Annotated in this window: 21 protein-coding genes and 3 tRNA genes; 13 read left to right on the forward strand and 11 right to left on the reverse strand. The window is 41.7% G+C overall.

Annotation, left to right across the window (positions count from 1 at the left end):
* Positions 1-45: 45 nt before the first annotated feature.
* From D7V92_RS14200 to D7V92_RS14215, 4 genes are read left to right on the forward strand one after another with little or no spacing between them, the layout of a single operon-like run.
* On the forward strand, positions 46-723 hold the full coding sequence (locus D7V92_RS14200; protein WP_036616121.1) for a PIG-L deacetylase family protein: 678 nt from the start codon (positions 46-48) through the stop codon (positions 721-723).
* 17 nt (positions 724-740) lie between these two features.
* Positions 741-1,340: a sugar transferase gene (locus D7V92_RS14205; RefSeq protein WP_036616143.1), complete on the forward strand. Its 600-nt coding sequence runs from the start codon at positions 741-743 to the stop codon at positions 1,338-1,340.
* Positions 1,341-1,348: 8 nt separating this feature from the next.
* On the forward strand, positions 1,349-2,494 hold the full coding sequence (locus tag D7V92_RS14210; RefSeq protein ID WP_121773138.1) for a biotin carboxylase: 1,146 nt from the start codon (positions 1,349-1,351) through the stop codon (positions 2,492-2,494).
* 10 nt (positions 2,495-2,504) lie between these two features.
* The gene (locus D7V92_RS14215; RefSeq protein WP_012056202.1) at positions 2,505-3,353 is read left to right on the forward strand and encodes an NAD-dependent epimerase/dehydratase family protein; all 849 of its coding nucleotides are present in this window, start codon (positions 2,505-2,507) and stop codon (positions 3,351-3,353) included.
* Between the two features lie 168 nt (positions 3,354-3,521).
* Here D7V92_RS14215 and D7V92_RS14220 read toward each other — a convergent pair whose 3' ends face one another.
* The 7 genes from D7V92_RS14220 to D7V92_RS14250 form a co-directional block, all read right to left on the reverse strand.
* Positions 3,522-5,846: a TonB-dependent receptor gene (locus D7V92_RS14220; RefSeq protein ID WP_121773140.1), complete on the reverse strand. Its 2,325-nt coding sequence runs from the start codon at positions 5,844-5,846 to the stop codon at positions 3,522-3,524.
* 106 nt (positions 5,847-5,952) lie between these two features.
* Complete coding sequence (locus tag D7V92_RS14225; protein WP_012056204.1) at positions 5,953-6,534, reverse strand: LuxR C-terminal-related transcriptional regulator; 582 nt, start codon at positions 6,532-6,534, stop codon at positions 5,953-5,955.
* Positions 6,535-6,543: 9 nt separating this feature from the next.
* A complete protein-coding gene (locus D7V92_RS14230) occupies positions 6,544-7,230 on the reverse strand; it encodes a helix-turn-helix transcriptional regulator (protein ID WP_121773141.1) in 687 nt (228 codons plus the stop codon).
* A 25-nt stretch (positions 7,231-7,255) separates the two neighbouring features.
* A complete protein-coding gene (locus tag D7V92_RS14235) occupies positions 7,256-8,194 on the reverse strand; it encodes a sugar phosphate isomerase/epimerase (protein ID WP_121773142.1) in 939 nt (312 codons plus the stop codon).
* A 12-nt stretch (positions 8,195-8,206) separates the two neighbouring features.
* Positions 8,207-9,589, reverse strand: coding sequence for a Gfo/Idh/MocA family oxidoreductase (locus D7V92_RS14240; protein ID WP_005858713.1), 1,383 nt, complete (start codon positions 9,587-9,589; stop codon positions 8,207-8,209).
* Between the two features lie 19 nt (positions 9,590-9,608).
* Positions 9,609-11,183 (reverse strand): SUMF1/EgtB/PvdO family nonheme iron enzyme, encoded by a 1,575-nt coding sequence (locus D7V92_RS14245; protein ID WP_121773143.1) that lies wholly within the window; start codon positions 11,181-11,183, stop codon positions 9,609-9,611.
* 202 nt (positions 11,184-11,385) lie between these two features.
* Positions 11,386-11,458, reverse strand: a tRNA-Trp gene (locus D7V92_RS14250).
* A 135-nt stretch (positions 11,459-11,593) separates the two neighbouring features.
* Between D7V92_RS14250 and D7V92_RS14255 the strand changes: the two genes are divergently transcribed.
* Entirely contained in the window at positions 11,594-12,199 is a 606-nt protein-coding gene (locus tag D7V92_RS14255; RefSeq protein ID WP_036616101.1) for an RNA polymerase sigma-70 factor, read from the forward strand.
* 5 nt (positions 12,200-12,204) lie between these two features.
* Here the strand turns inward: D7V92_RS14255 and D7V92_RS14260 are convergent, their stop codons facing one another.
* Both D7V92_RS14260 and D7V92_RS14265 read right to left on the reverse strand, forming a co-directional pair.
* Positions 12,205-12,879 (reverse strand): HAD family hydrolase, encoded by a 675-nt coding sequence (locus D7V92_RS14260; RefSeq protein ID WP_036616098.1) that lies wholly within the window; start codon positions 12,877-12,879, stop codon positions 12,205-12,207.
* Between the two features lie 66 nt (positions 12,880-12,945).
* Positions 12,946-13,019 (reverse strand) — tRNA-Pro (locus D7V92_RS14265).
* A 206-nt stretch (positions 13,020-13,225) separates the two neighbouring features.
* Here D7V92_RS14265 and D7V92_RS14270 point away from each other — a divergent pair.
* Positions 13,226-13,298 (forward strand) — tRNA-Phe (locus D7V92_RS14270).
* Positions 13,299-13,342: 44 nt separating this feature from the next.
* On the opposite strand, the gene D7V92_RS14275 is transcribed toward D7V92_RS14270, so the two are convergent.
* Positions 13,343-14,215 carry a DMT family transporter gene (locus D7V92_RS14275; RefSeq protein WP_036614751.1) on the reverse strand — a complete coding sequence of 291 codons (873 nt, stop codon included), beginning with the start codon at positions 14,213-14,215 and terminating at the stop codon, positions 13,343-13,345.
* A gap of 163 nt (positions 14,216-14,378) precedes the next feature.
* Here D7V92_RS14275 and D7V92_RS14280 point away from each other — a divergent pair, with 163 nt between their 5' ends.
* From D7V92_RS14280 to D7V92_RS14310, 7 genes are all read left to right on the forward strand, one after another.
* Entirely contained in the window at positions 14,379-14,852 is a 474-nt protein-coding gene (locus D7V92_RS14280) for an Lrp/AsnC family transcriptional regulator (protein WP_005858424.1), read from the forward strand.
* A gap of 101 nt (positions 14,853-14,953) precedes the next feature.
* Entirely contained in the window at positions 14,954-15,760 is an 807-nt protein-coding gene (locus D7V92_RS14285; protein WP_121773144.1) for a helix-turn-helix domain-containing protein, read from the forward strand.
* A 98-nt stretch (positions 15,761-15,858) separates the two neighbouring features.
* Positions 15,859-16,221, forward strand: coding sequence for a VOC family protein (locus D7V92_RS14290; protein WP_005858428.1), 363 nt, complete (start codon positions 15,859-15,861; stop codon positions 16,219-16,221).
* 35 nt (positions 16,222-16,256) lie between these two features.
* Complete coding sequence (locus tag D7V92_RS14295) at positions 16,257-16,991, forward strand: bifunctional 2-polyprenyl-6-hydroxyphenol methylase/3-demethylubiquinol 3-O-methyltransferase UbiG (protein WP_121773145.1); 735 nt, start codon at positions 16,257-16,259, stop codon at positions 16,989-16,991.
* 77 nt (positions 16,992-17,068) lie between these two features.
* The gene (gene queC, locus D7V92_RS14300) at positions 17,069-17,743 is read left to right on the forward strand and encodes a 7-cyano-7-deazaguanine synthase QueC (protein ID WP_005858432.1); all 675 of its coding nucleotides are present in this window, start codon (positions 17,069-17,071) and stop codon (positions 17,741-17,743) included.
* A gap of 9 nt (positions 17,744-17,752) precedes the next feature.
* Positions 17,753-18,217 (forward strand): preQ(1) synthase, encoded by a 465-nt coding sequence (gene queF / locus D7V92_RS14305; protein ID WP_005868655.1) that lies wholly within the window; start codon positions 17,753-17,755, stop codon positions 18,215-18,217.
* Positions 18,218-18,304: 87 nt separating this feature from the next.
* The gene (locus D7V92_RS14310; protein WP_005858436.1) at positions 18,305-19,102 is read left to right on the forward strand and encodes a DUF1080 domain-containing protein; all 798 of its coding nucleotides are present in this window, start codon (positions 18,305-18,307) and stop codon (positions 19,100-19,102) included.
* Positions 19,103-19,347: 245 nt separating this feature from the next.
* Here the strand turns inward: D7V92_RS14310 and D7V92_RS14315 are convergent, their stop codons facing one another.
* Positions 19,348-20,112: a TIGR03915 family putative DNA repair protein gene (locus D7V92_RS14315; protein WP_008772536.1), complete on the reverse strand. Its 765-nt coding sequence runs from the start codon at positions 20,110-20,112 to the stop codon at positions 19,348-19,350.
* Between the last annotated feature and the right edge of the window lie 21 nt (positions 20,113-20,133).

The following is a 20,133-nucleotide window of genomic DNA, read 5'->3' on the forward strand; positions in this document are numbered from 1 at the left end:
ATATGTAACCAAGGAAATTTCAAAATATTTAATTGTACCATACTTATGAAATATTTAATAGTAGCAGCACATCCTGATGATGAAGTTTTAGGTGCAGGTGGGGCCATTTACAAATGGACTAGAGAGGGACATATAGTGGATGTATGTCTAATGTGTACAGAAGCTAGAGCGAGGGCTTTCCGTCCAGAGGATAAGGAATTAAACAATAACTTGAATGCGTCTTCCAAATTTCTTGGAATAAACAAAATATATGAAGGAGTATTCCCTAATATAGAGATGAATACGGTGCCGCATTTGAAATTGGTGCAGTTTATTGAAAGTGCTATCAAAGAGAGTCTGCCAGATATTGTCATTACTCATCATCCCGCTGATACAAACAATGATCATTTGCAGACTTCTATGGCTTGTCAGGAAGCTATCCGTTTGTTCCAACGTAGGCCCGAGGTGAAACGAGTGAATGAATTTTGGTATATGGAGGTGCCAAGTTGCACGGAATGGGCTATTAATAACGCTATGAATCTGTTCCGTCCTAATTGTTACGTGGAAGTTGGTAAAGAAGGAGTGAATGCCAAGATTACGGCATTGGGAATGTACAGAGGTGTGATGCGCCCTTATCCGCATCCTCGTAGTGTCGAATATATTACAGGTCTTGCCACTGTTAGGGGTAGCCAGTGGGGAACGAATTATGCGGAAGCTTTTGAATGTACTTTGAGGAGAATTTAGTGTTAATACCATTGTTTATGTATAAGAACTTTTTTAAGCCACTGATTGGAATATTACTTTCGTTTTTTGGATTGATGGTTTGCTGTATCCCTATGATTATTATTGCTATTACAATTAAATTAGACAGCAAAGGCCCCATTATGTTTCGCCAAGTAAGACTTGGTAAAGGACAAAGACCTTTTAGGATTTATAAGTTTCGTACTATGTGTGATGGTGCTTTTGAGAAAGGTGGAGTTGTAACTAGTGCGGATGATACTCGTATTACAAAAGTTGGTGCTGTATTGAGAAGAACAAGTTTGGATGAGCTTCCTCAGATGTTTAACATTTTACTTGGTCAGATGGCTATTATCGGCCCGAGACCGATTTTAGATTTTGAGTTCAATCCATATAAGAACAATGCTAGATTCTGCAAACGTTATGATGTTACGCCTGGCATGTTTTGTACTGTTGATGTCTATGACAGAGCGGCAGAGCGTGATGTTCAAATGGTGCTTGATGCTGATTATGCGGAGCAACAGAGCTTTTGGTTGGACTTCAAGACCTTCTTCGGAGTTATTAAGGTTGTAGTTACAGGAGAAGGTGTTTATAAAAATGAAAGTAAATATAGAAATAAATAATTGTAATAATGAATAATAGCTATAATGGACATTTGGTTATTGTGTTTGCGTTGGAGCATTACAATCCTTTGAATATGATCCGTGCTTTTGGCGAACAAGGAATTAATCCTGTATATATTTCTGTAAAACGTAGATATGAGGTGGCTACGAAAAGTAAATACATCTCGAAGCTTCACTGTGTAGATTCGGTTGAAGATGGTTTTCTACTATTGATAAATCAATATGGAAGACTATCTGAAGAAACAGGAAAAAAACCTTATATCCTGTTTTCAGATGATAAATCTGTAGGTTATTTTGATTTGCACTTTGAGGAGTGGAAAGATAAGTTTATCACTTACAATGCAGGACGTAACGGACGTATTAATGAATTCATGGATAAGTATGAAATTCAACAGTGTGCAAAACGACACGGATTTAATGTACTTGATTCGTATGTTATTAAAAAGGGAGATCCTGTACCAGATGGGCTTTGGTATCCTATTATAACTAAAGATATTTCTCCTAATTTGGGTAGTTGGAAATCTGATGTATTTATTTGTCAGAATAAACAGGAACTTGTGGAGGCTTTAGAAAAGATAACATGTCCACTCATTATGTTGCAACATTTTGTCGATAAGCAAAATGAAATGGCACTTGAGGGGTATACTATCAATAATGGTAAGGAAATGCAGATTATTACACAGATGAAGTGGAAATATCTGATTCAAGGATATTATAGTCCGTTTCATGATGTCTGTATGTTTACTGATAAAGATATGGAAATCAGGCTGCAAGCCATGTTTGAAGAGATTGGCTTTGAAGGAGTATTTGAAGTGGAATTCTTGATTGATAAGGATGGAACCTATTATTTCATGGAAACAAACTTCCGCGCATCGGCATGGAATCCTACTTGTAAATTTGCAGGAATGCCATTACCTTATCTTTGGGTGAAAGGTATGATGAACGGATATATTGATCCGAATGATCGTAAAGAGTTCGAGCCTTTTACTTCCATGAGTGAAATTATCGATTATAGTAAGCGTGTAGAAGGTGGTTTATGTTCTATAGCTGAATGGTTGCGTGATTTTAAAGATGCAAAGTGTGTGTATATATATGACAAGGAGGATAGAGGACCATGGGATGCTGTTATAAGAGATTGGGAGAGTTTCAAATGATATAAGAGTAATGAAAAGAGTGCTGATAACAGGAGCCGGTAGCTATATTGGGACAAATATAGAAAACTGGTTAAACCGATTCCCCTCAAAATACCAAGTTGCTTCTATTGGAACAATAAATAATGAATGGAAGAAAACAGATTTCTCTTCTTTTGATGTAGTGATAGATGTCGCTGGTATTGCTCATATAAAAATTACGGAAGACTTAAGGGATTTGTTCTATTCGATTAATCGGGATATGACGATTGATATATGCCAAACAGCAAGAGAGTCAGGAGTGAAGCAATTCATTTTCTTGTCGTCAATGAACGTTTATGGAGATGATTGTGGTATTGTCACAGATAAGAATAATGAGAATCCTTCTAGCTTTTACGGAGATAGTAAACTGCAGGCGGATAAAGTTATTCAATCCATGAATGACGATTCGTTTGCGGTATGCAGTGTTCGTCCACCAGCGATATATGGTAAAGGTTGCAAAGGGAATTATCCTTTACTAGTGAAATACGGGCAAAAGTTGCCTGTGTTTCCTGATTATCCGCAGAGAAAGAGCTTGATTTTTATTGATAATCTATGTGAATTTATCAGACTGTTGATTGATAATAATTCTAAGGGGATTTTTTGTCCGCAGAATATAGAGTACGCTTCCACTTCTGTTATGGTAAATGCTATAGCGAAATATAGTGGTCATAAAATATGGTTGACTACATTATTAAATCCTTTCGTATGGCTAGGTATAAAACTGATTCGTTTTGTACAACGTGCTTTTGATGATGATGCTTATGATTTGTCATTAAGTAATGATTTTGATGGAAAATATAATGTGGTTTCTTTTGAGGAATCTATAAAAAGATCTGTATAGTTTTATATTCGAGGCTAAGGATGGAATATATATAGGGTGATTCGTTTACTAGAAGAGACGTATTATAGCTCTTGCTCTGTAGGCTGTCGAAGACTAAGAATAATGTTATCGGGAGAGTTGGTATAAGAACCGGCTCTCCCGTTTTTTATTTCTATTGAATGCTTGCGCTTAAAAGGCGATCGCCACCTCCGCACCGATCTGGAAGGGCTTACCTAGTTGGATAAACGGATTCCCGAATGACTCGAAATAAAATGCAGAGTAATGGGTGTTCGTTATATTACGGCTCCATAGGTTTACGTTGACGATACCTTTGCGTACGCCTACCTTTGCGTTCACCGTTCCGTAGAATTTCTGGTAGATGTCGTTTCGCTCGGTCCAGAAGATCTTTCCGACACCGCTGAATTGGGCGGAGGCGGAGAATTGGTCTATCCATGCGTTACGGAACAGGCGGGTGTATTGCAGTCCTACGTTGAAGGTATGACGTGGGGTATATGGGATGAAGTTGTTCTTGAAATCCTCTTTCCCATTGTTGTAATCCCGGAACGTAGCATGGGTGAAACTGTAATTAACGTCGGCGGTTAGCCCATCGATGATGCGGGCACGCAAGGAGGCCTCTATACCGTAGCTTTTGGCTTTCCCTGCGTTGGTGAGGATACGGCCGTTGCCGCTGTTCACGAATTTGGTCAACTGCACGTCTTGAATGTCCATATAGAAACCTGTCAATTCTGCGCTTAGGCGTTGGAATAGCAACTCGCTACGGATACCGATCTCGTAGTTCCAGCTTTTCTCCGGTTTGTAGGAGGCTACTTCCTCGATGGGGGTAGGTTCTTTGACTTCGATCGGCATCATGTCCTTGAAAGCGCTCATCATATCGTATTGCATCTGGCTTTGCATCACGTCTGCCGACATTTGTACGTTGTAGCCCCCGGTCTTATAACCTTTCGCTACTGATACATAGGTGAACGTGTTTGACGAGCATTCGTACTTTAAAGAGACTTTCGGAAGTACTTGCCAGAAGTCTTGGGAGACACTGGCGTCCATCACGGTGGTTGGGATCGGGAAAAGTTTCTCGATGTCGATAACCGGTCCGTTTTCTACGAAGCCGAACCCCATTCTCATCTTAGCCTCAGAATTGTAATCCATCTTTTGCTTCTCGTAATCCAAGCGGATACCGGCGGTAATTGACAGGCCTTCCGTGAACAGATTGTTATAAGTGGATTGGTGATACAAAGCAAGGCCATAAGAAGGGGTGTCGAAAGAACCCGGAATATAAAGATGATCGTCCAGTATTTTTAGATAGGGCATCTTAGGGTGATCTTTCTTCAATTGATCGAATACGGGCTGGAGAACGGTCTTAATTCCGTCTTCCTTGAAATCGACCGGACCGTCCGTATGTAGATCATCGTAGAAACCGTAGAGTCCGAAGGACCATTGGTAATTATTCCTCGTGTTGCTCTTGATCGCCAATTCCTCGCTGAAAGCGTTTTGCTTTTGCTTTTGGTTGAGGGTAAAGATCGAGAGAGGGGAGAAGTCTTGATCCATCTTCATGTCATCCTTGAAATATTGATGACCGGTGGTGCTGCTCAGTATCACGTGCTCATTTCGGTATTCGAGGGACAGGTTATTGGCGATAACAGTCCGTTTATAAGAGCTGGGATCGTTGATATTGATAGGATTTACATACTTGTGATCGGTATTTCCGGTTCCGATGAACATGCCATATGGAAACGCTCCTTGATCCGTATAATCTACGGAAAGGGAGTAGGAGGCACGGAAGTTCGGATTGAAGCGACCTTCCAACTTGAAGCGACCGCCAACATTGTCTTCTTTATCGATCTTTTTCCCATCGTAGGCATTGGTGTAGAAACCGTCGCTATGGTCATAGTAAGCAGCGGCGGTGAATCCGATGGTCTCGCTCAACTTAGCATAATGGGAGGCCTTGACTTTATATTGCCCGTAGCTTCCGGCCGATAGGGAGAGTTTCTTTCCTTGGTAATCGAACGGGGAGATGGTATAGATATTTACGATGCCCCCCATGGCGTTACGACCATACAAGGTTCCTTGCGGCCCTCGTAATACCTCGATGCGTTGGATATCGGTCAGCTCGAAATCGAAGGTGCTTTTATCCAGATAAGGCACGTTGTCTACATATAAGCCCACGGATTGTCCGCTACTTCTGGCTCCGATACCGCGGATATAGATGGCCGAGGTTAGTTTTGCCCCATAATCCGGCATGTATAGGTTCGGGACGAAAGAACTTATATCCTTTAATGCGTCGATCTGCCTACCGGAGATCATTTGCGGGGAAAGGATCGATACGGAACCGGGTAACGTACGGAGGTTATTTGTCTCCTTCGTGGATGAGGTCACGATTACCTCACCCATGTTATAGGTTTTTATCGTGTCGTTCTCGTTAGCCTTGATGTCCTCGGCGTATACATTTTGCAGCCCCAACGCACCTAGGGCGATGATACCTAAGTAGTGTCTCTTCATCGAATTTCTTTTGTTAGTATATTTTTTCAATCGCAAAGAAACGGTAAAGAAACAGGATGGTCAATCACTAGATGTAGTGATTTTGAAAGCTGGTTTGTTGGCTTCGCTATAGTTCGATATCGTCGCCGGAGATGATCCCGTTCATGATGGCGTAAAAGGTGAGGCCGGATACGGTCTTGATGCCCAGCTTGGCGGTGATGTTCTTACGATGGGTGAGGACGGTGTTCAGGCTGATGTTCAACTTATCGGCGATCTCTTTATTCGTGATGCCTTTTACGATCAGTTGAAGTACGTCTACCTCACGGCTGGATAGGTCCTTGTTGTTTTCGGTAGTGGTGTTGCCGGAGCTGTCGCTCGTAAATAATTGTTGCAATTGCTCGATAATGGTCTCTTGGGAGGAACGTAACGTGATACGGTTCGTAGACGAGAGTGCCCCGTGTTCTTCGGTGCTGTCGATGAGGATGGCGGTCTTGTTCCTTCTCGGGAGGAAGAAATCTGCGTTGAGCACAAGGGTATCTGAATCGGTGAAATAGTAATCGTAGGTGTCGCTTCCTGTGGAGGAAAGCATCTCGAAATTTGGAAAATAGCAAACCTCTACCGGAGGGAAGTAGTCGGTCAGCAAGCTTTGCAGCCCAATACTTCTTAGAGTATCAGACAGTATGATCGCTATTTGTTTGTTTCGATGCATTTCAGATCGTTAGATACATAATTTTTCCATGGCCGAGACCATGGGGGTAAGGATTCGATACCGGATCCGGTTGTGTTGTTTGATATCTTTCTCCAGACTACAGATGGAGAAGAGGACGGCATAACATAAATTCTCGTCGTAATCTCCCGAAAGATGCTTGACCATGATACTTTTTAAGTCGGCTAAAAGGGCCTCGATGGTATCTTCCGTACGTTGCTCGGAGGTGATTTGCAATCCATCGATCGTTCCCGCCGGTTCTTTTCCCAGCTTTTTACTTAACGACATGCAGTAGGGAAACCATATCTTATCATCTTTCTCAATGCGGGCGATGAGTTCTTCCTTGAACGAGGAGAAGAAGCGTCCTATCAACCCAAGAGTAGGATTGCCGGGCGTACTCATCGAGATAAAGGAACCTAGATGGCGTTCTATATTGGGAAGCTGATAACGTAAATAGTATTGGTTCGTCTTTGTCAGGTAATCAATGATCTGCGATGTATGGAAAGTTTGTAACTTCTTCTCCGGAAAATACTCCTCGTTGAGGAAGGTATTGATCACTGTCAATAAAAAGTCCGTATCCAGCAAATGTTCTTCACAGAGCGTCTTCACCGATTTGTCGCCAAGCCCGAGACGAATCCCAAACCGGTTGATTACGGGAATGAGTGAGGGGTGTTCTTCCACCACCTCACTCAATTGCATATTTGGGTATACTAAAGGCATCTTATCAAGCTTGTTCCCATTGTTCACGTAATAACTTGACGGCGGCGGGGACTACCACGTTACGGTCTCCTTGACATCCGCACTCGAAACTTACGTAGTTGTTATAACCAATCATTTTCAATCCCTTGAAGCCATTGATATAGTTATCGGCATCTCCATCCTCACCCGGCATGCTGCGACGTTTGCGGCTGGCCACGTGTACGTGTTGGAGATACTCTCCACCGGAGATAAAGGCTCCCATATCAGAGGTCTCTTCCCATGTCATATGCCAGAAGTCGCCCATGCAACGTACACCCGGATTATTGATATCCCGGCATAAAGAGGCGGCGTCGGCTACTTGACGTAGATAAAAACACTCTTTTCGGTTCAAAGGTTCAAAGATGACGCTAGTCCCATGCTGGGCGGCGAAAGTTCCCATCTCGTTGAATTGCTCGCAAAGGAAATCCCGTGTCTCCATCGTATGAGGCAAGGCGGGGACTTGACCATTAAAGGCAGGGACGATAATCACGCCCGTAGAACCTAATTCACCGGCTGCGGCGATGATCTCTTTCATCGTATCCATGCATTCCTTGCGGATGGCTGGATCGGTAGAAAGAATAAAGCCTTTGAAGCCGGCGCAAATGGCACTCACTTTGATATTACGTCCGTTTAAGGCTTGCTTGATCTCGTTTACCCGGCTGGCTAATCCTCCGCCACCCGGCTCAAAACCTACAACGCCCAATTTCTCCATGAAATCAAGTTTCTCGTTCAAACTTTCACCCGGGGCGATTCCCTCTTGGAAAGAAAGTTTTAATTCAAGGTCCTTGCCGGGCTTGTCGCTTCCTTTTTCTCCTTCGGCAGTGTTTGCCGGCTTGGAAGAGCAGGAGGCCAAGGCCGTACTTCCTACCGCTAAAGCAGCGCCGGATAAGGAGGTTCTTAAAAAGTTTCTTCTATTTAATGTCATAAACAGTCTGGATTATTTCTTGTCGATTGGTTTACCCGGAACAGGAACGACGAAGCCGCTCATATCCATCTTTCCTAAGTTCAAATCTTTCGGAGTGTAATCCAATGCAGAGGCAGTCATGGCATCCCAAGTGGTCTCGGCACCCGTGTAAGCGGACTCACGACCCATGATTGCGGCCATATTGGAGATAGCAGTTTCAGAAGCTTGCTCGATTTGTTTACCACCACGGATGCAGTTGATCCAGTTTACATGCTCTAATGTATACGGGTCAGTTTGCTTGAAGTTCGCTTTTTCGGCCTCGCTATCATATTTCCAGATAACGTTTCCTGCCAAATCCTTGATCTCCATCGTGTCACTGCTCCATGATCCCTTGGTTCCTTGGATGAATTCGCTTACATTATTTGCACAACCATCTATCTGGCGGCACATACTATGCATATGGATACCATTTTCCATTGTGAAATCAACGCTGAAGTTATCATATTGGTCGCCAGTGATACGACGGTGGCGAGAACCGAAACCTACAGCCTTGACTGGTTTTAAGCCGCTGAACCAAGTGAATACATCTATATTATGTACGTGTTGCTCTACGATATGGTCGCCGGAAAGCCATTTCCAGTTTACCCAGTCCTTGATCATATATTCGCAATCGTTCCATCCCGGTTGACGATCCCGATACCAAAGCATATTCTGATTCCAGTAAACCGTACCGCCCGTGATCTCACCGATCAATCCTTCCATGATCTTCTTGTAAGACTCGACATAACTGCGTTGGTGATGGCGTTGAGTACCGGTTACGACACATAAGTTCTTTGCCGCAGCTTGTTTTGCGGTAGCCATAATGGTACGGTAACCAACCGGATCAACACATATAGGTTTCTCTAAGAAGGAATGTTTGCCCTTTTCTGTGGCGTATTGGAAATGAACTGGACGGAATACGGGAGGAGTGGCGACGATCACTACATCTACGCCGCTATCAATCACTTGTTTGTACGCATCCAAGCCGACGAAACGTTTATCAGCCGGTACATCAATTCCTTTCTCATCTTTTAATTTCTTTGCCAAATCATCGACACGTTCTTGGAACGTATCTCCTAAAGCCACGATCGTAACGCCGTTTGCAGCGTTCAAGAAGTTAAAAGCGGCTCCGGAACCACGTCCGCCACAACCGATTACACCAGCTTTTAGTTCTTTTCCATCAGTCGCCAGATCTGGTAATTCGGGCACGTAATAAGTACCGGGTTCTTTCAAAGGCTTTATTGCGTTCGCACTTTCACCTCCACCACAAGAAGTTAATACACCAACTGTACTACCTGTTCCAATTGCTCCAAGCGCACCCGCTAGGGCTGAACTTTTCAGAAATGATCTTCTGCTAATGCTGTTCTCTTTTTTCATGATATTATTTTTTTAGACACTATTTATTAGGTTCACATACAACACGGAAACCGATTCCTCTGATATCGGAGTACCACCAGATACTCTTCGGTTGTTGCGGATCGGTTTTTAACCAAGCTTCATGTTTGGTATAATCACGGGAAGCGCAGCGAAGATCTGCCGCATCGGAGGTGTAATTACCGCCTCTCACTACCCACTCAGTACCTTCGGTAACCAATGGATCTGTGGCGCTACTTCCGCTTTTAGCGTAAGCTTCAGGATCATACTTGTCGGCACAATATTCCATGACATTACCCAACATATTCTTTAAACCAAAGGGATTGGCTTTTACTAAATCCGGTTCTTGCGTCTTGTTTTTGCTGTTCTTGCTATAAATCACATAAGAACCTATACTATCAGTCTTAGCGTCGAAAAATTTACGCCAAAAGCCTTGATCGGAGAAATCTTTTGGATTGCCCGTAAAGAAATAAGGCGTTTCCGTGCCGCCACGTGCCGCATATTCCCATTCCGCCTCGGTCGGTAAACGATAAGTCTTTCCTGTTTTCTTGGATAACCATTGGCAGAAAGTCTCGGCCGCATAATGAGTCATTGTAATAGCCGGGCGATCTCCACCACCCCAGCCTTGATCCGGAAAACCGAACGGAGGTGTCGGACCGGAGATGGCATCGACATTCGGATTACTGTTATTTGCGTATACGGTCTCTGGAGGGGTACGGCCCTCACTCATCGTATTCCCATAGAAAGCCCAGTATTGATCCCAAGTCACCTCGATCTCAGCCATGAAAAACGGACTGACAGTTACGTTGTGTACAGGCGACTCATCTGCTTTATGAAATGCCTCTTTTTCCTCACTACCCATTTTGAATGAACCTCCGGGGATAGCAATCATCTTGAATGAGACCATTGTTCCGGGAATTTGTTCTACATAGTCGGTGAAAGAGGTAACTGTAGTTGGTTCCTTAAAAAACAAGCTGGTATCCGAAGATGCCCCGGATGTATTTTGTCCTGGTATACCAACCATCTTGGAGTGATTGTAGTTCGGATTGTAATGTCCTGCATCCAAATGGCAACTAATACATTGTAGATCTAGCTTTTTCTCATTCTCATCATAATATAAATGTGCCGTTACACCATCATCGGTAATTCCTTCGGGGAATAAGTTCTGATGGCACTCCTTACAAGATTCATTGGGGATATATTTAACGGCGTGTTCCAACTCGGACTTAGTTTCCCAATTGAAATCCGCACTGTCTTTAGTCAAGTATGACCAAACATCTTTCATACCCAATTTAGCCTTTGCGCTATAATGTTTCCAAGTATTTGTTTGGGGTGGGAGGTGACAAGCTACGCAATGTGTCTTAACGCCACTTCCATTATTTACATGCTTGGAAAGTTTCCAACTGTTTTCTACGTGAGGATGCACGTGGCACATCATACAAGATTCATCTGTCGAGAAATATACAGATGTTTTATAAAGGGCGATCATAATCCCAGCTCCCAAAAATAATCCGAGGAACAGGATAAACGCCTTACTTTTGAAAAAATACTTTTTCCTCTCAGACGAGTATCGATTTGAAAATTTGTTAGTTGTCATCTGTTTCTATGGTATACGATTTACACTAAGTCTCAATTAGATTTAAAATCGGCAATAAAAGTAGTATATTCCTTTATATATTGAAAGAAAAAATAGTCTCTTTAACGAAAAATGTTGTCTTATTTACGCTTTTTTATCGCAATGGGAAGAGAAGGAGAATAATAAAAAGCGGCAACACATATTCATAGTGTTGCCGCTCACGCACGGAAGGAGAGGCTCGAACTCCCGACACCTGGTTTTGGAGACCAGTGCTCTACCGACTGAGCTACTTCCGTATTGCGGGTGCAAAAGTAGTTTAATAATTTGAATATGCAAGTAAAATATGAGAAAAAATAGTCTGCTTTTTAAAAAGGCATTTAGATTATATTTAGTATGTTTGCCAAATCAAAGAAAAAGGAGTGGGAGTTTTTGTGCGAGATATCAAAGGGTTGCTTGAATCTGTGTCGGTAGATAACAGGGGAGCTTTCGAACGTTTTTATAATTTATATTATGATCAGGTTTTTCGCTTCGCTTATTATTGTTTAGGCGAGAAGGAGGCATGCCGTGAAGTTGTGACAGATGTTTTTTTCTCGGTCTGGCAATCTCGGAAACGATTAAAGGAGATTGATAATATAGATACTTATTTATATATTTCCGTACGTAACGAGTCTTTTCGTTTTCAAGCAAGGAATAAAGACTTGAATAGGGTTTCTTTAAATGAGTTGTTGCCATTAATGGAAGAGGAAGATGAGGGTTCTCCGGAGGAGCATTTGGAGTTAAAAGAGATGAGAGAGATGCTTGATAAAGCGATTGACGAACTTCCTGAGAAATGCCGTCTTGTGTTTTTGATGTCTCGTGAGGAGGGATTGAAAACGAAGGAGATCGCGGAAATATTATCGGTTCAAGAGAGTACGGTTCGTGTACAGATGAAGATCGCTATAGAAAAATTGGTAGCCCGGTTGAAGCCGAGCTTTCCAAATATTTCATTCTCTTTATTGCTGATGTTTATTTTTAATGTGATTTATAGATCTGCTTAAGCTTTCTATATGGGGATATTCCCTGTTAGAAGGAAAGATGATAGTTCTTTTATATCAGTAACGATTTTGTTTGCTCCGGCATTCGCTAGTTCTTCTTCATCCCCGTAGCCGTAAAGGACTCCTATTGAATCTATGTTATTCGCTTTGGCCCCTTCTATATCATATTTACGATCACCGATCATGACTACGTCAGACCGTGTTTTTATATCGGTGCTGTCTAATACATATTGTATTACATCCGCTTTTTCGGAACGGCTTCCGTCGAATGTGCTTCCTCCAACAAATGTAAAATAAGATTCTAAGTGGAAATATTCTAGAATTTGTTGAGCGAAGGGTTGCGGCTTTGAGGTGGCTAAGTAGATTTTCATTTCGTTTTCGGTAAGCAAACGGAGTAATTCATCAATACCTTGATACAGGGTATTCTCGAAAATACCTTGTTTTGAAAAATATTCCCGGTATTTAGCAATGGCTACATCTGCTTGCTCATCTGTAAACTGATAGAAGTCCTTAAAGGATGTTTTTAATGGTGGCCCGATGAAAGGGCATAAAGATCGTAAATCTTCTACTTCTATATTGAAATAGGAGAGGGCGTACTTTACAGAACTGGTAATACCAATCATAGGATCGGTTAATGTACCGTCCAGATCGAACAATATATGTTGATACCTTTTGTTATTCATTAGATATTAATAGGATTGAAAAAAGAAAGGCAAGATCTCTTTCAAGATTCTTGCCTTTTTGATGAGTCGGGATGAGAAGACTCGAACTTCCGACCTCCACGTCCCGAACGTGGCGCGCTAGCCAACTGTGCTACATCCCGTTTTTTGTTTTGTTGTATCGTTGTCTCGATTACGGGTGCAAAGGTACACATTGTTTTTGAACTTGCAAGAGAAAAGTGGATTTTTTTGCAGGAAAAATAGATAATTTACTGTCCTGTGAATTTTTCTTTCAAAACATTTGCTGGATTAAAAATAATACCTACCTTTGCACCCGTAATCGAAACAACGATATACAAAACGACATGATGGTGCCATAGCTCAGTTGGTAGAGCAAAGGACTGAAAATCCTTGTGTCCCCGGTTCGATTCCTGGTGGCACCACTGAAAATCAAAGGGTTACTCATATGAGTAACCCTTCTTTATTTTTACCTCTCTGCGATATAAACTCCACTAATAATGGCTAAAGCGCCAATACCAGAAGCTATCGTAATAGTTTCTGATAGAAAAATCGCAGAAGTTATCAAGGTGACCAGAGGGACAATGTAAATATAATTGGCTGTTTTTGATGCTCCGAGGGCTCTGACTGCCGTATTCCACATGATATAACAAAGCATTGAGGCGATGACACCCAGAAATAATATATTTAAATATACGACTGGCAGTTTCAATAACTCTAGTTTGATATTTAAAGGGTAGATCACAAAATAGAAGAAAAGAGAAAGTATCCCATAGAAAAATACTTTGCGTGTAATAAACAAGGTGGGATAAGAACGACTCAAACGCTTTAGGATAAGGCAGTAAAAAGCCCACATCGTAGCGGCAACTAAAGTGAGAAAATCACCAAGTGGATTTACTTTTAAAAGAACACTGCCGTTGAAAACAACTAATCCGACTCCAAATAAGGCAACTAAAGATCCATATAACAGTCCTTTCCTAAGAGATTCTTTATAAAATAGGTGAGACAATACCGTTGTAATGATCGGTGCTGTACAAATCAATAATGAAACGTTGGAAGCCAATGTGATGCCCAGTGCCGTATTCTCCGCTATGAAGTATAGGGAACCACCACATAATCCAGACAAGAACAATAAGAATTCATCTTTTACGCAATTAGCCCACAACCGTCGATGCGCTATAGTCAAAATACAAAAATACGCAAGCACGAAACGGTATAACAATATCTCAACCGGTGATAATCCTGTATTAATCAGTATTTTTGTGGAGACAAACGTTGTTCCCCATATAATGACTGTCAATATGGCGATACTATGATACAGAAGATCTTTACTTTTAAACATAATTGTGTTAGAATTAGATTTTTATTTGCTGCAAAGTTATTTAAAGAAGATTGTTTTCCTATACGTCAAGCTTAAATACGATAATTTTCCTATTTTTGTCCTGTTTTGCATTCTATAATTCTAATTCGGGGATATTAAATCAAATAAAACAGGAAAAAAAACTATGGCACTACTTGATGAGACAGATATTGAAATTCTTCATTCTTTGCAAAAGGACGCGAAGATCAATGCAAAAGAGCTTTCTGAGAAACTTCATATCTCCAAGACTCCTATTTACGAACGAATCAAACGTTTAGAAAACGAAGGATATATAAAAGGATATGTGGCATTGGTCGACAATAAAAAAATAGGATTACCCTTGATCATTTTCTGTAATGTATCTTTAGCTGTACACGATGATGAGCATATCGAACGCTTCAAAGAAGAAATACGGAATATCGATGAAATAATGGAATGTTACTCGACGGGAGGTATTTATGATTTCTTTGTCAAAGTGGTTCTTAAGGATTTAGATGCCTATAATCAATTTGTGTTCGAGAAATTAACCAAGGTTCATGGCATCGTGAAGATGCAAAGCTCTTTTGTGCTTAATGAAATCAAGCATACTACAGTTTTGAATATACCCAAAAATAGTTGATTGAAGCTTAATGTCGCAGTATTAATATGAAATGTCTCTTTTTTACTATAGAATTGATTAGGGGTTATTTACCTTTGCCCCGATAAATTAAATTCTATAAGATGCAGTCATTTAAAATAATAAAGCCTATTCATATATTAACTCCTTATGTGAGATATTATTGGATACTGGAAGATGGCGCGGATGTTTCTGTATCTGAACGGACTTTACCAACGGGCTGCATACAATTAGTATTTCATAGGGGTAAAAGGCTTTTATTAGTAGGAAAAAAAGAATCGCAGCCTCAAGCGTTCATCTGTGGGCAATGCCTCAACTTTTCAGATGTGATGTCAGCCGGAAAGATTGAAATGATCACGATTGTTTTTCAGCCGTACGCGGCAAGAGCCATCCTTCAACTCCCCCTTAAGTTCTTTTATGGAGAACTTATAGCGGTGGATGCTATAGCAGATTTGGAATTATCAATATTATCCAGAAAAGTGATAGAGGCTGATGATCATGAAACTTGCATCCGCTTGATCGAGCAGTTTTTGATTCACCGTCTTTATAGGTTTGAAGGCTATGAATATAACTTAAAGCGAATATCCGCAGTCCTCCATCAAATAAATGAACAAGCGAAAACTAATATTTCTGAGTTATCTGAAACCGCATGCCTAAGTTCTAAACAGTTCAACCGCATTTTCTTAGATTATGTAGGAGCTACGCCCAAAGAGTTTCTTCGTATCGTTAGGATGCAACGGGCTTTATTTAAGGTACAACAGAATCCATCCATTTCATTCGCTCAATTAGCTTATGAATGTGGGTTTTCAGATCAGTCACATATGATAAAAGAGTTTAAGCTGTTTTCCGGCTATACACCCACAGAGTATCTTTCCTTATGCGCTCCTTATTCTGATTATTTCTCGGAGTGATCAAGATGTCCTTTTTCTTCTATCCTATAGATACGATACGCTCTACTTTTGTGATGTCTTCGCGAGGACATTAACAGTAACTATAAAAAGAAAACAAAATGAACAATTTAATTGCTTTTTTCGAGATTCCAACTGTAGACTTTTATCGAGCGATCAATTTCTATGAAACTATTTTGGGGTTAAAACTATCGGTTTTCGAGTGTGAGACAGAGAAGATGGCTTGTTTTATCGAGCAAGGAGAAGTGGTTGGGGCTTTGTTCTACGCTCCTAGTTATCAACCTTCGCCGGATGGTATCTTAATCCATTTTAATAGCCAAGATATCGAGGACACTTTATCTAAAGTATTGGATAAAGGGGGTAAAATTATTATACCCAAGACAAAGATTGAAGCGGAAAATAAAGGATACTTCGCCGTTTTAGAAGATAGCGAAGGAAATCATGTCGGTATCTACGAAAAATAAGTATCTTCGGCCAAGATATCCCTACAATATATAATATGAAAGAAAATAAGTATGATGATGAACGCTTTTTCGGTCAATACAGTCAGATGTCTCGCTCTGTACAAGGGCTGAGAGGAGCAGGAGAATGGCATGAGCTAAAGAAGATGTTGCCTGATTTTAACGGAAAGCGTGTATTGGATTTAGGGTGTGGTTTTGGCTGGCATTGTCGATATGCCATAGAGCGAGGGGCGACCTTCGCTTTAGGCATTGACCTTTCCGGGAAGATGTTAGACAAGGCACGGGAGATAAATCCCTCCCCGTTGATCGAATATAAAAGAATAGCAATCGAGGATTTTGATTTTGCTCCAAATTCTTTTGACATCGTGATCAGCTCCTTGACATTCCATTATCTCGAGTCGTTCGATACGGTTTGTACAGAGGTATATAAATGTTTAACGCAAGAGGGTGTCTTTGTCTTCTCTGTGGAACATCCCGTTTTTACTGCTTATGGCAATCAAGATTGGATTTACGATTCGGAAGGGAAACCTGCGCATTGGCCGGTGGATTATTATTTTCAAGAGGGAGTCCGGCATGCTCGTTTTTTGGGAGAGGATGTAACCAAATATCATAAGACACTTACGACTTACGTGAACGGATTGATCAAGGCGGGTTTCTGTATCACCCATCTGGTGGAGCCTCAACCGGACGAATCGATGCTGGATACGGTTCCCGGGATGCGAGACGAACTTCGCCGTCCGATGATGTTACTTATCGCCGCTCGAAAGAATTAAAAAAAAGCGTATCTTTGTGGCTGAAAAGATGTCTTTTCCGTGTGCTTGCTAAACCACGTATTAAAAACAAGAAAGATATGAAACAACAAGATGCCGCTTTGGTATGCTTCTCGGGTGGACAAGATTCCACGACTTGCCTTTTCTGGGCGAAGAAGCATTTTTCACGTGTAGAGGCCGTATGCTTCACATACGGACAGAAACATTCCTTGGAAATAGAGGTCGCTCGAAAGATCGCTGCGGATGCGGACGTACCTTTTCAGTTATTGGACGTATCGCTTATCAGCCAGTTAGATCCCAATTGCTCGCTTACGAATGCGAGCATAGAGATGGATCAAGAGAAGCCGGAGGATAGCTATCCGAATACGTTTGTGCCCGGCCGTAATATGGTATTCCTTACTTTCGCCGCTATCTTAGCCCGTGGTAAGGGGATTTATCATTTGGTAACGGGTGTCTCCGAGGCTGATTATAGTGGTTATCCGGATTGCCGGGATACGTTCGTGCGTTCTCTTAACGTAACATTAAATCTGGCGATGGATGAGCAATTCGTAATTCATACCCCGCTTATGGACCGGGATAAGAGCGAAGTCTGGGAATTGTCGGACGAGCTGGGAGTCTTTGATCTAGTACGTACACAGACGCTGACTTGCTATAACGGTGTTATGGCTGAGGGATGTGGGCATTGCCCCGCTTGCAAACTTCGCAAGGACGGATTGGAGAAATACCTGAAAAGGAAAGAAGAGAATCAAAAGTAAATGAAAGAAATGGACGAGAGAAAACAAGAAGGAGAGTTGCACTTATTAGGTGGCTCTACCGTATATAAACAGGATTACGCTCCGGAGGTATTGGAGGCATTTACGAACAAGCATCAAGGAAATGATTATTGGGTACGGTTTAATTGCCCGGAATTCACCAGTCTCTGCCCGATTACCGGACAACCGGATTTCGCTACGATTCATATCGATTATATCCCCGACGTGAAAATGGTAGAGAGCAAGAGCTTGAAGCTTTACTTATTCAGCTTCCGCAACCATGGGGCGTTTCATGAGGATTGCGTGAATATTATCATGAAGGACTTGATAAAATTAATGGATCCGAAATATATCGAAGTTACTGGTATATTCACACCGAGAGGCGGTATAAGTATTTATCCGTATTGCAATTACGGTCGTCCGAACACCAAGTTTGAGCAGTTGGCCGAGAAAAGATTATTTGATCATAATCAATAAGATTTCTGACAAATCGTTATCAGTCTCGGCAAAAAACGGTATATTTGCAGCAAGAAATGTTAACTAACTAATAAATCATTTTAGACCATGAACAAAAGATTGCTTACAGTTGCGGCTTTCGCTTTAGCGGGTTGCGTTACCGTTGTCGCTCAAGACAAGAAAAAAGAGTTCAAGATGCCTACAGGTTATGCCGGTATCACGCATGAGATGTCCGAGTTTTACGAACCGGTTCCTCCCGTTGTCACTCCGGGTACAGACTTAAAAGGTGGAGGTTTCACGGCTCCTTCCGACGCTATCGTTTTGTTTGACGGCAAGGATCTTTCCGCTTGGGAGAGCGTAAAGGGCGGTGCTGCCGAATGGGATGTAAAAGATGGCGTATTTACCGTAAACAAGAAGAAGGGTGATATCCAGACCAAACAGAAATTCAACGATTTCCAGATGCACATCGAGTGGCAGGTCCCGACGAATATTACCGGTGAGAGCCAGTCGAGAGGTAACAGCGGTATTTTCCTGCAAGGGATGTATGAGGTTCAAGTGTTAGACTGCTACAATAACCCGACTTACGTGAACGGCCAGACTGGTAGTATCTACAAACAATCCATTCCTTTGGCCAACGCCATGCGTAAACCGGGCGAATGGAACGTATACGATATCATTTATACCGCCCCCACTTTCAAGGAAGATGGTTCTTATCGCACGCATCCAACCGTAACGGTTATCCAGAATGGCGTGGTTTTGCAGAACCATACGACGATATTGGGTACGACAGAGTGGATCGGTTTCCCGCAAGTGAAGAAACATGGCGCAGGCCCTATCATCCTGCAGAGCCATGGCGATCCTAGCGAGCCGATCAGCTTCCGTAATATCTGGATTCGTGAGCTATAAGAGAAACGTGTTGATTGTAATAAGAAGGGATGGACTTGATATTAAGTTCATCCCTTTTTCGTTAAATAACAGGCTGGTTTTATATGAGAGAAACATTTTTTTCTATAGCACGAAATTTTAGTTTTCCTTAGATGAAACAAAAGTTTTCCAATGGAGAAACTCTAGTTTCCTGCTGAAAAAACTTTAGTTTTTCGATAATGAAATTAACAAAAACTGTAATTGGCTGATTAATAGCAATTATACTATTATCTCTTCTCCGGCATATATTTCCAAAAACGAGCCGGCATATGTTGGCGATGAAGCCGTGGGTTTAAACGCTCCTTGATAGCGATAGACTTAAAATACTCCTTCCACATACTTTGAAAAAGTTTCTCATCCTTATCCATGATATCCTCACTGAGCGATCCGGTCAATAAATGTGAATCTTTTTCTTCGAAACGGACTTCTATCGTATCGTTAAGATCATAATAATATCCATACTCTCTTTTTAAGTCGTAAATGAGCCATTGCTGATCAGCGAAACGGTCTTGCGCATAAGGTAATACCAAAGGTAATACGTTATATATAGGTGCGATGGCAGCAAAGTAAGTTCCATCCGCCGCTTTTTGGAAACGAAAGAATTGCATCACTCGCAAGCGTTCGTTGTTTACTTTCTTCCAGATCTTGGCCGTTTCCAATATGTCCGGGTCACCAAGATTGAACTCAATCGTGGCTGGAGCGTCGATCGCTTTGCGGATATATCTGAATAACAACAGGTCTACTTCCGGTAATTCCGACAACCAAGTTACCGTCAACCCGGAAAGAGAAGACTTGGAGATTTTCTTCTCAAGCCCTTTCCATACCCGTTCTGCTTTCCGGTCGTCCGTATAAATCCGGATCGCCTCATCATAGAACAATGGAAATGGCTCACCCTCGGTTACTAACAAATCCGGAAAAGTTCGACGGGAATAGGCATCGAATACAGCGGTAAGCAATCCCTCAAAAGTCTTGTCGTAAACAAATATAATCATTATCAATCCTTCTTATAAAAC

Origin of the sequence: Parabacteroides sp. CH2-D42-20, assembly GCF_003670185.1 — a bacterium.
Classification (GTDB): domain Bacteria; phylum Bacteroidota; class Bacteroidia; order Bacteroidales; family Tannerellaceae; genus Parabacteroides; species Parabacteroides distasonis.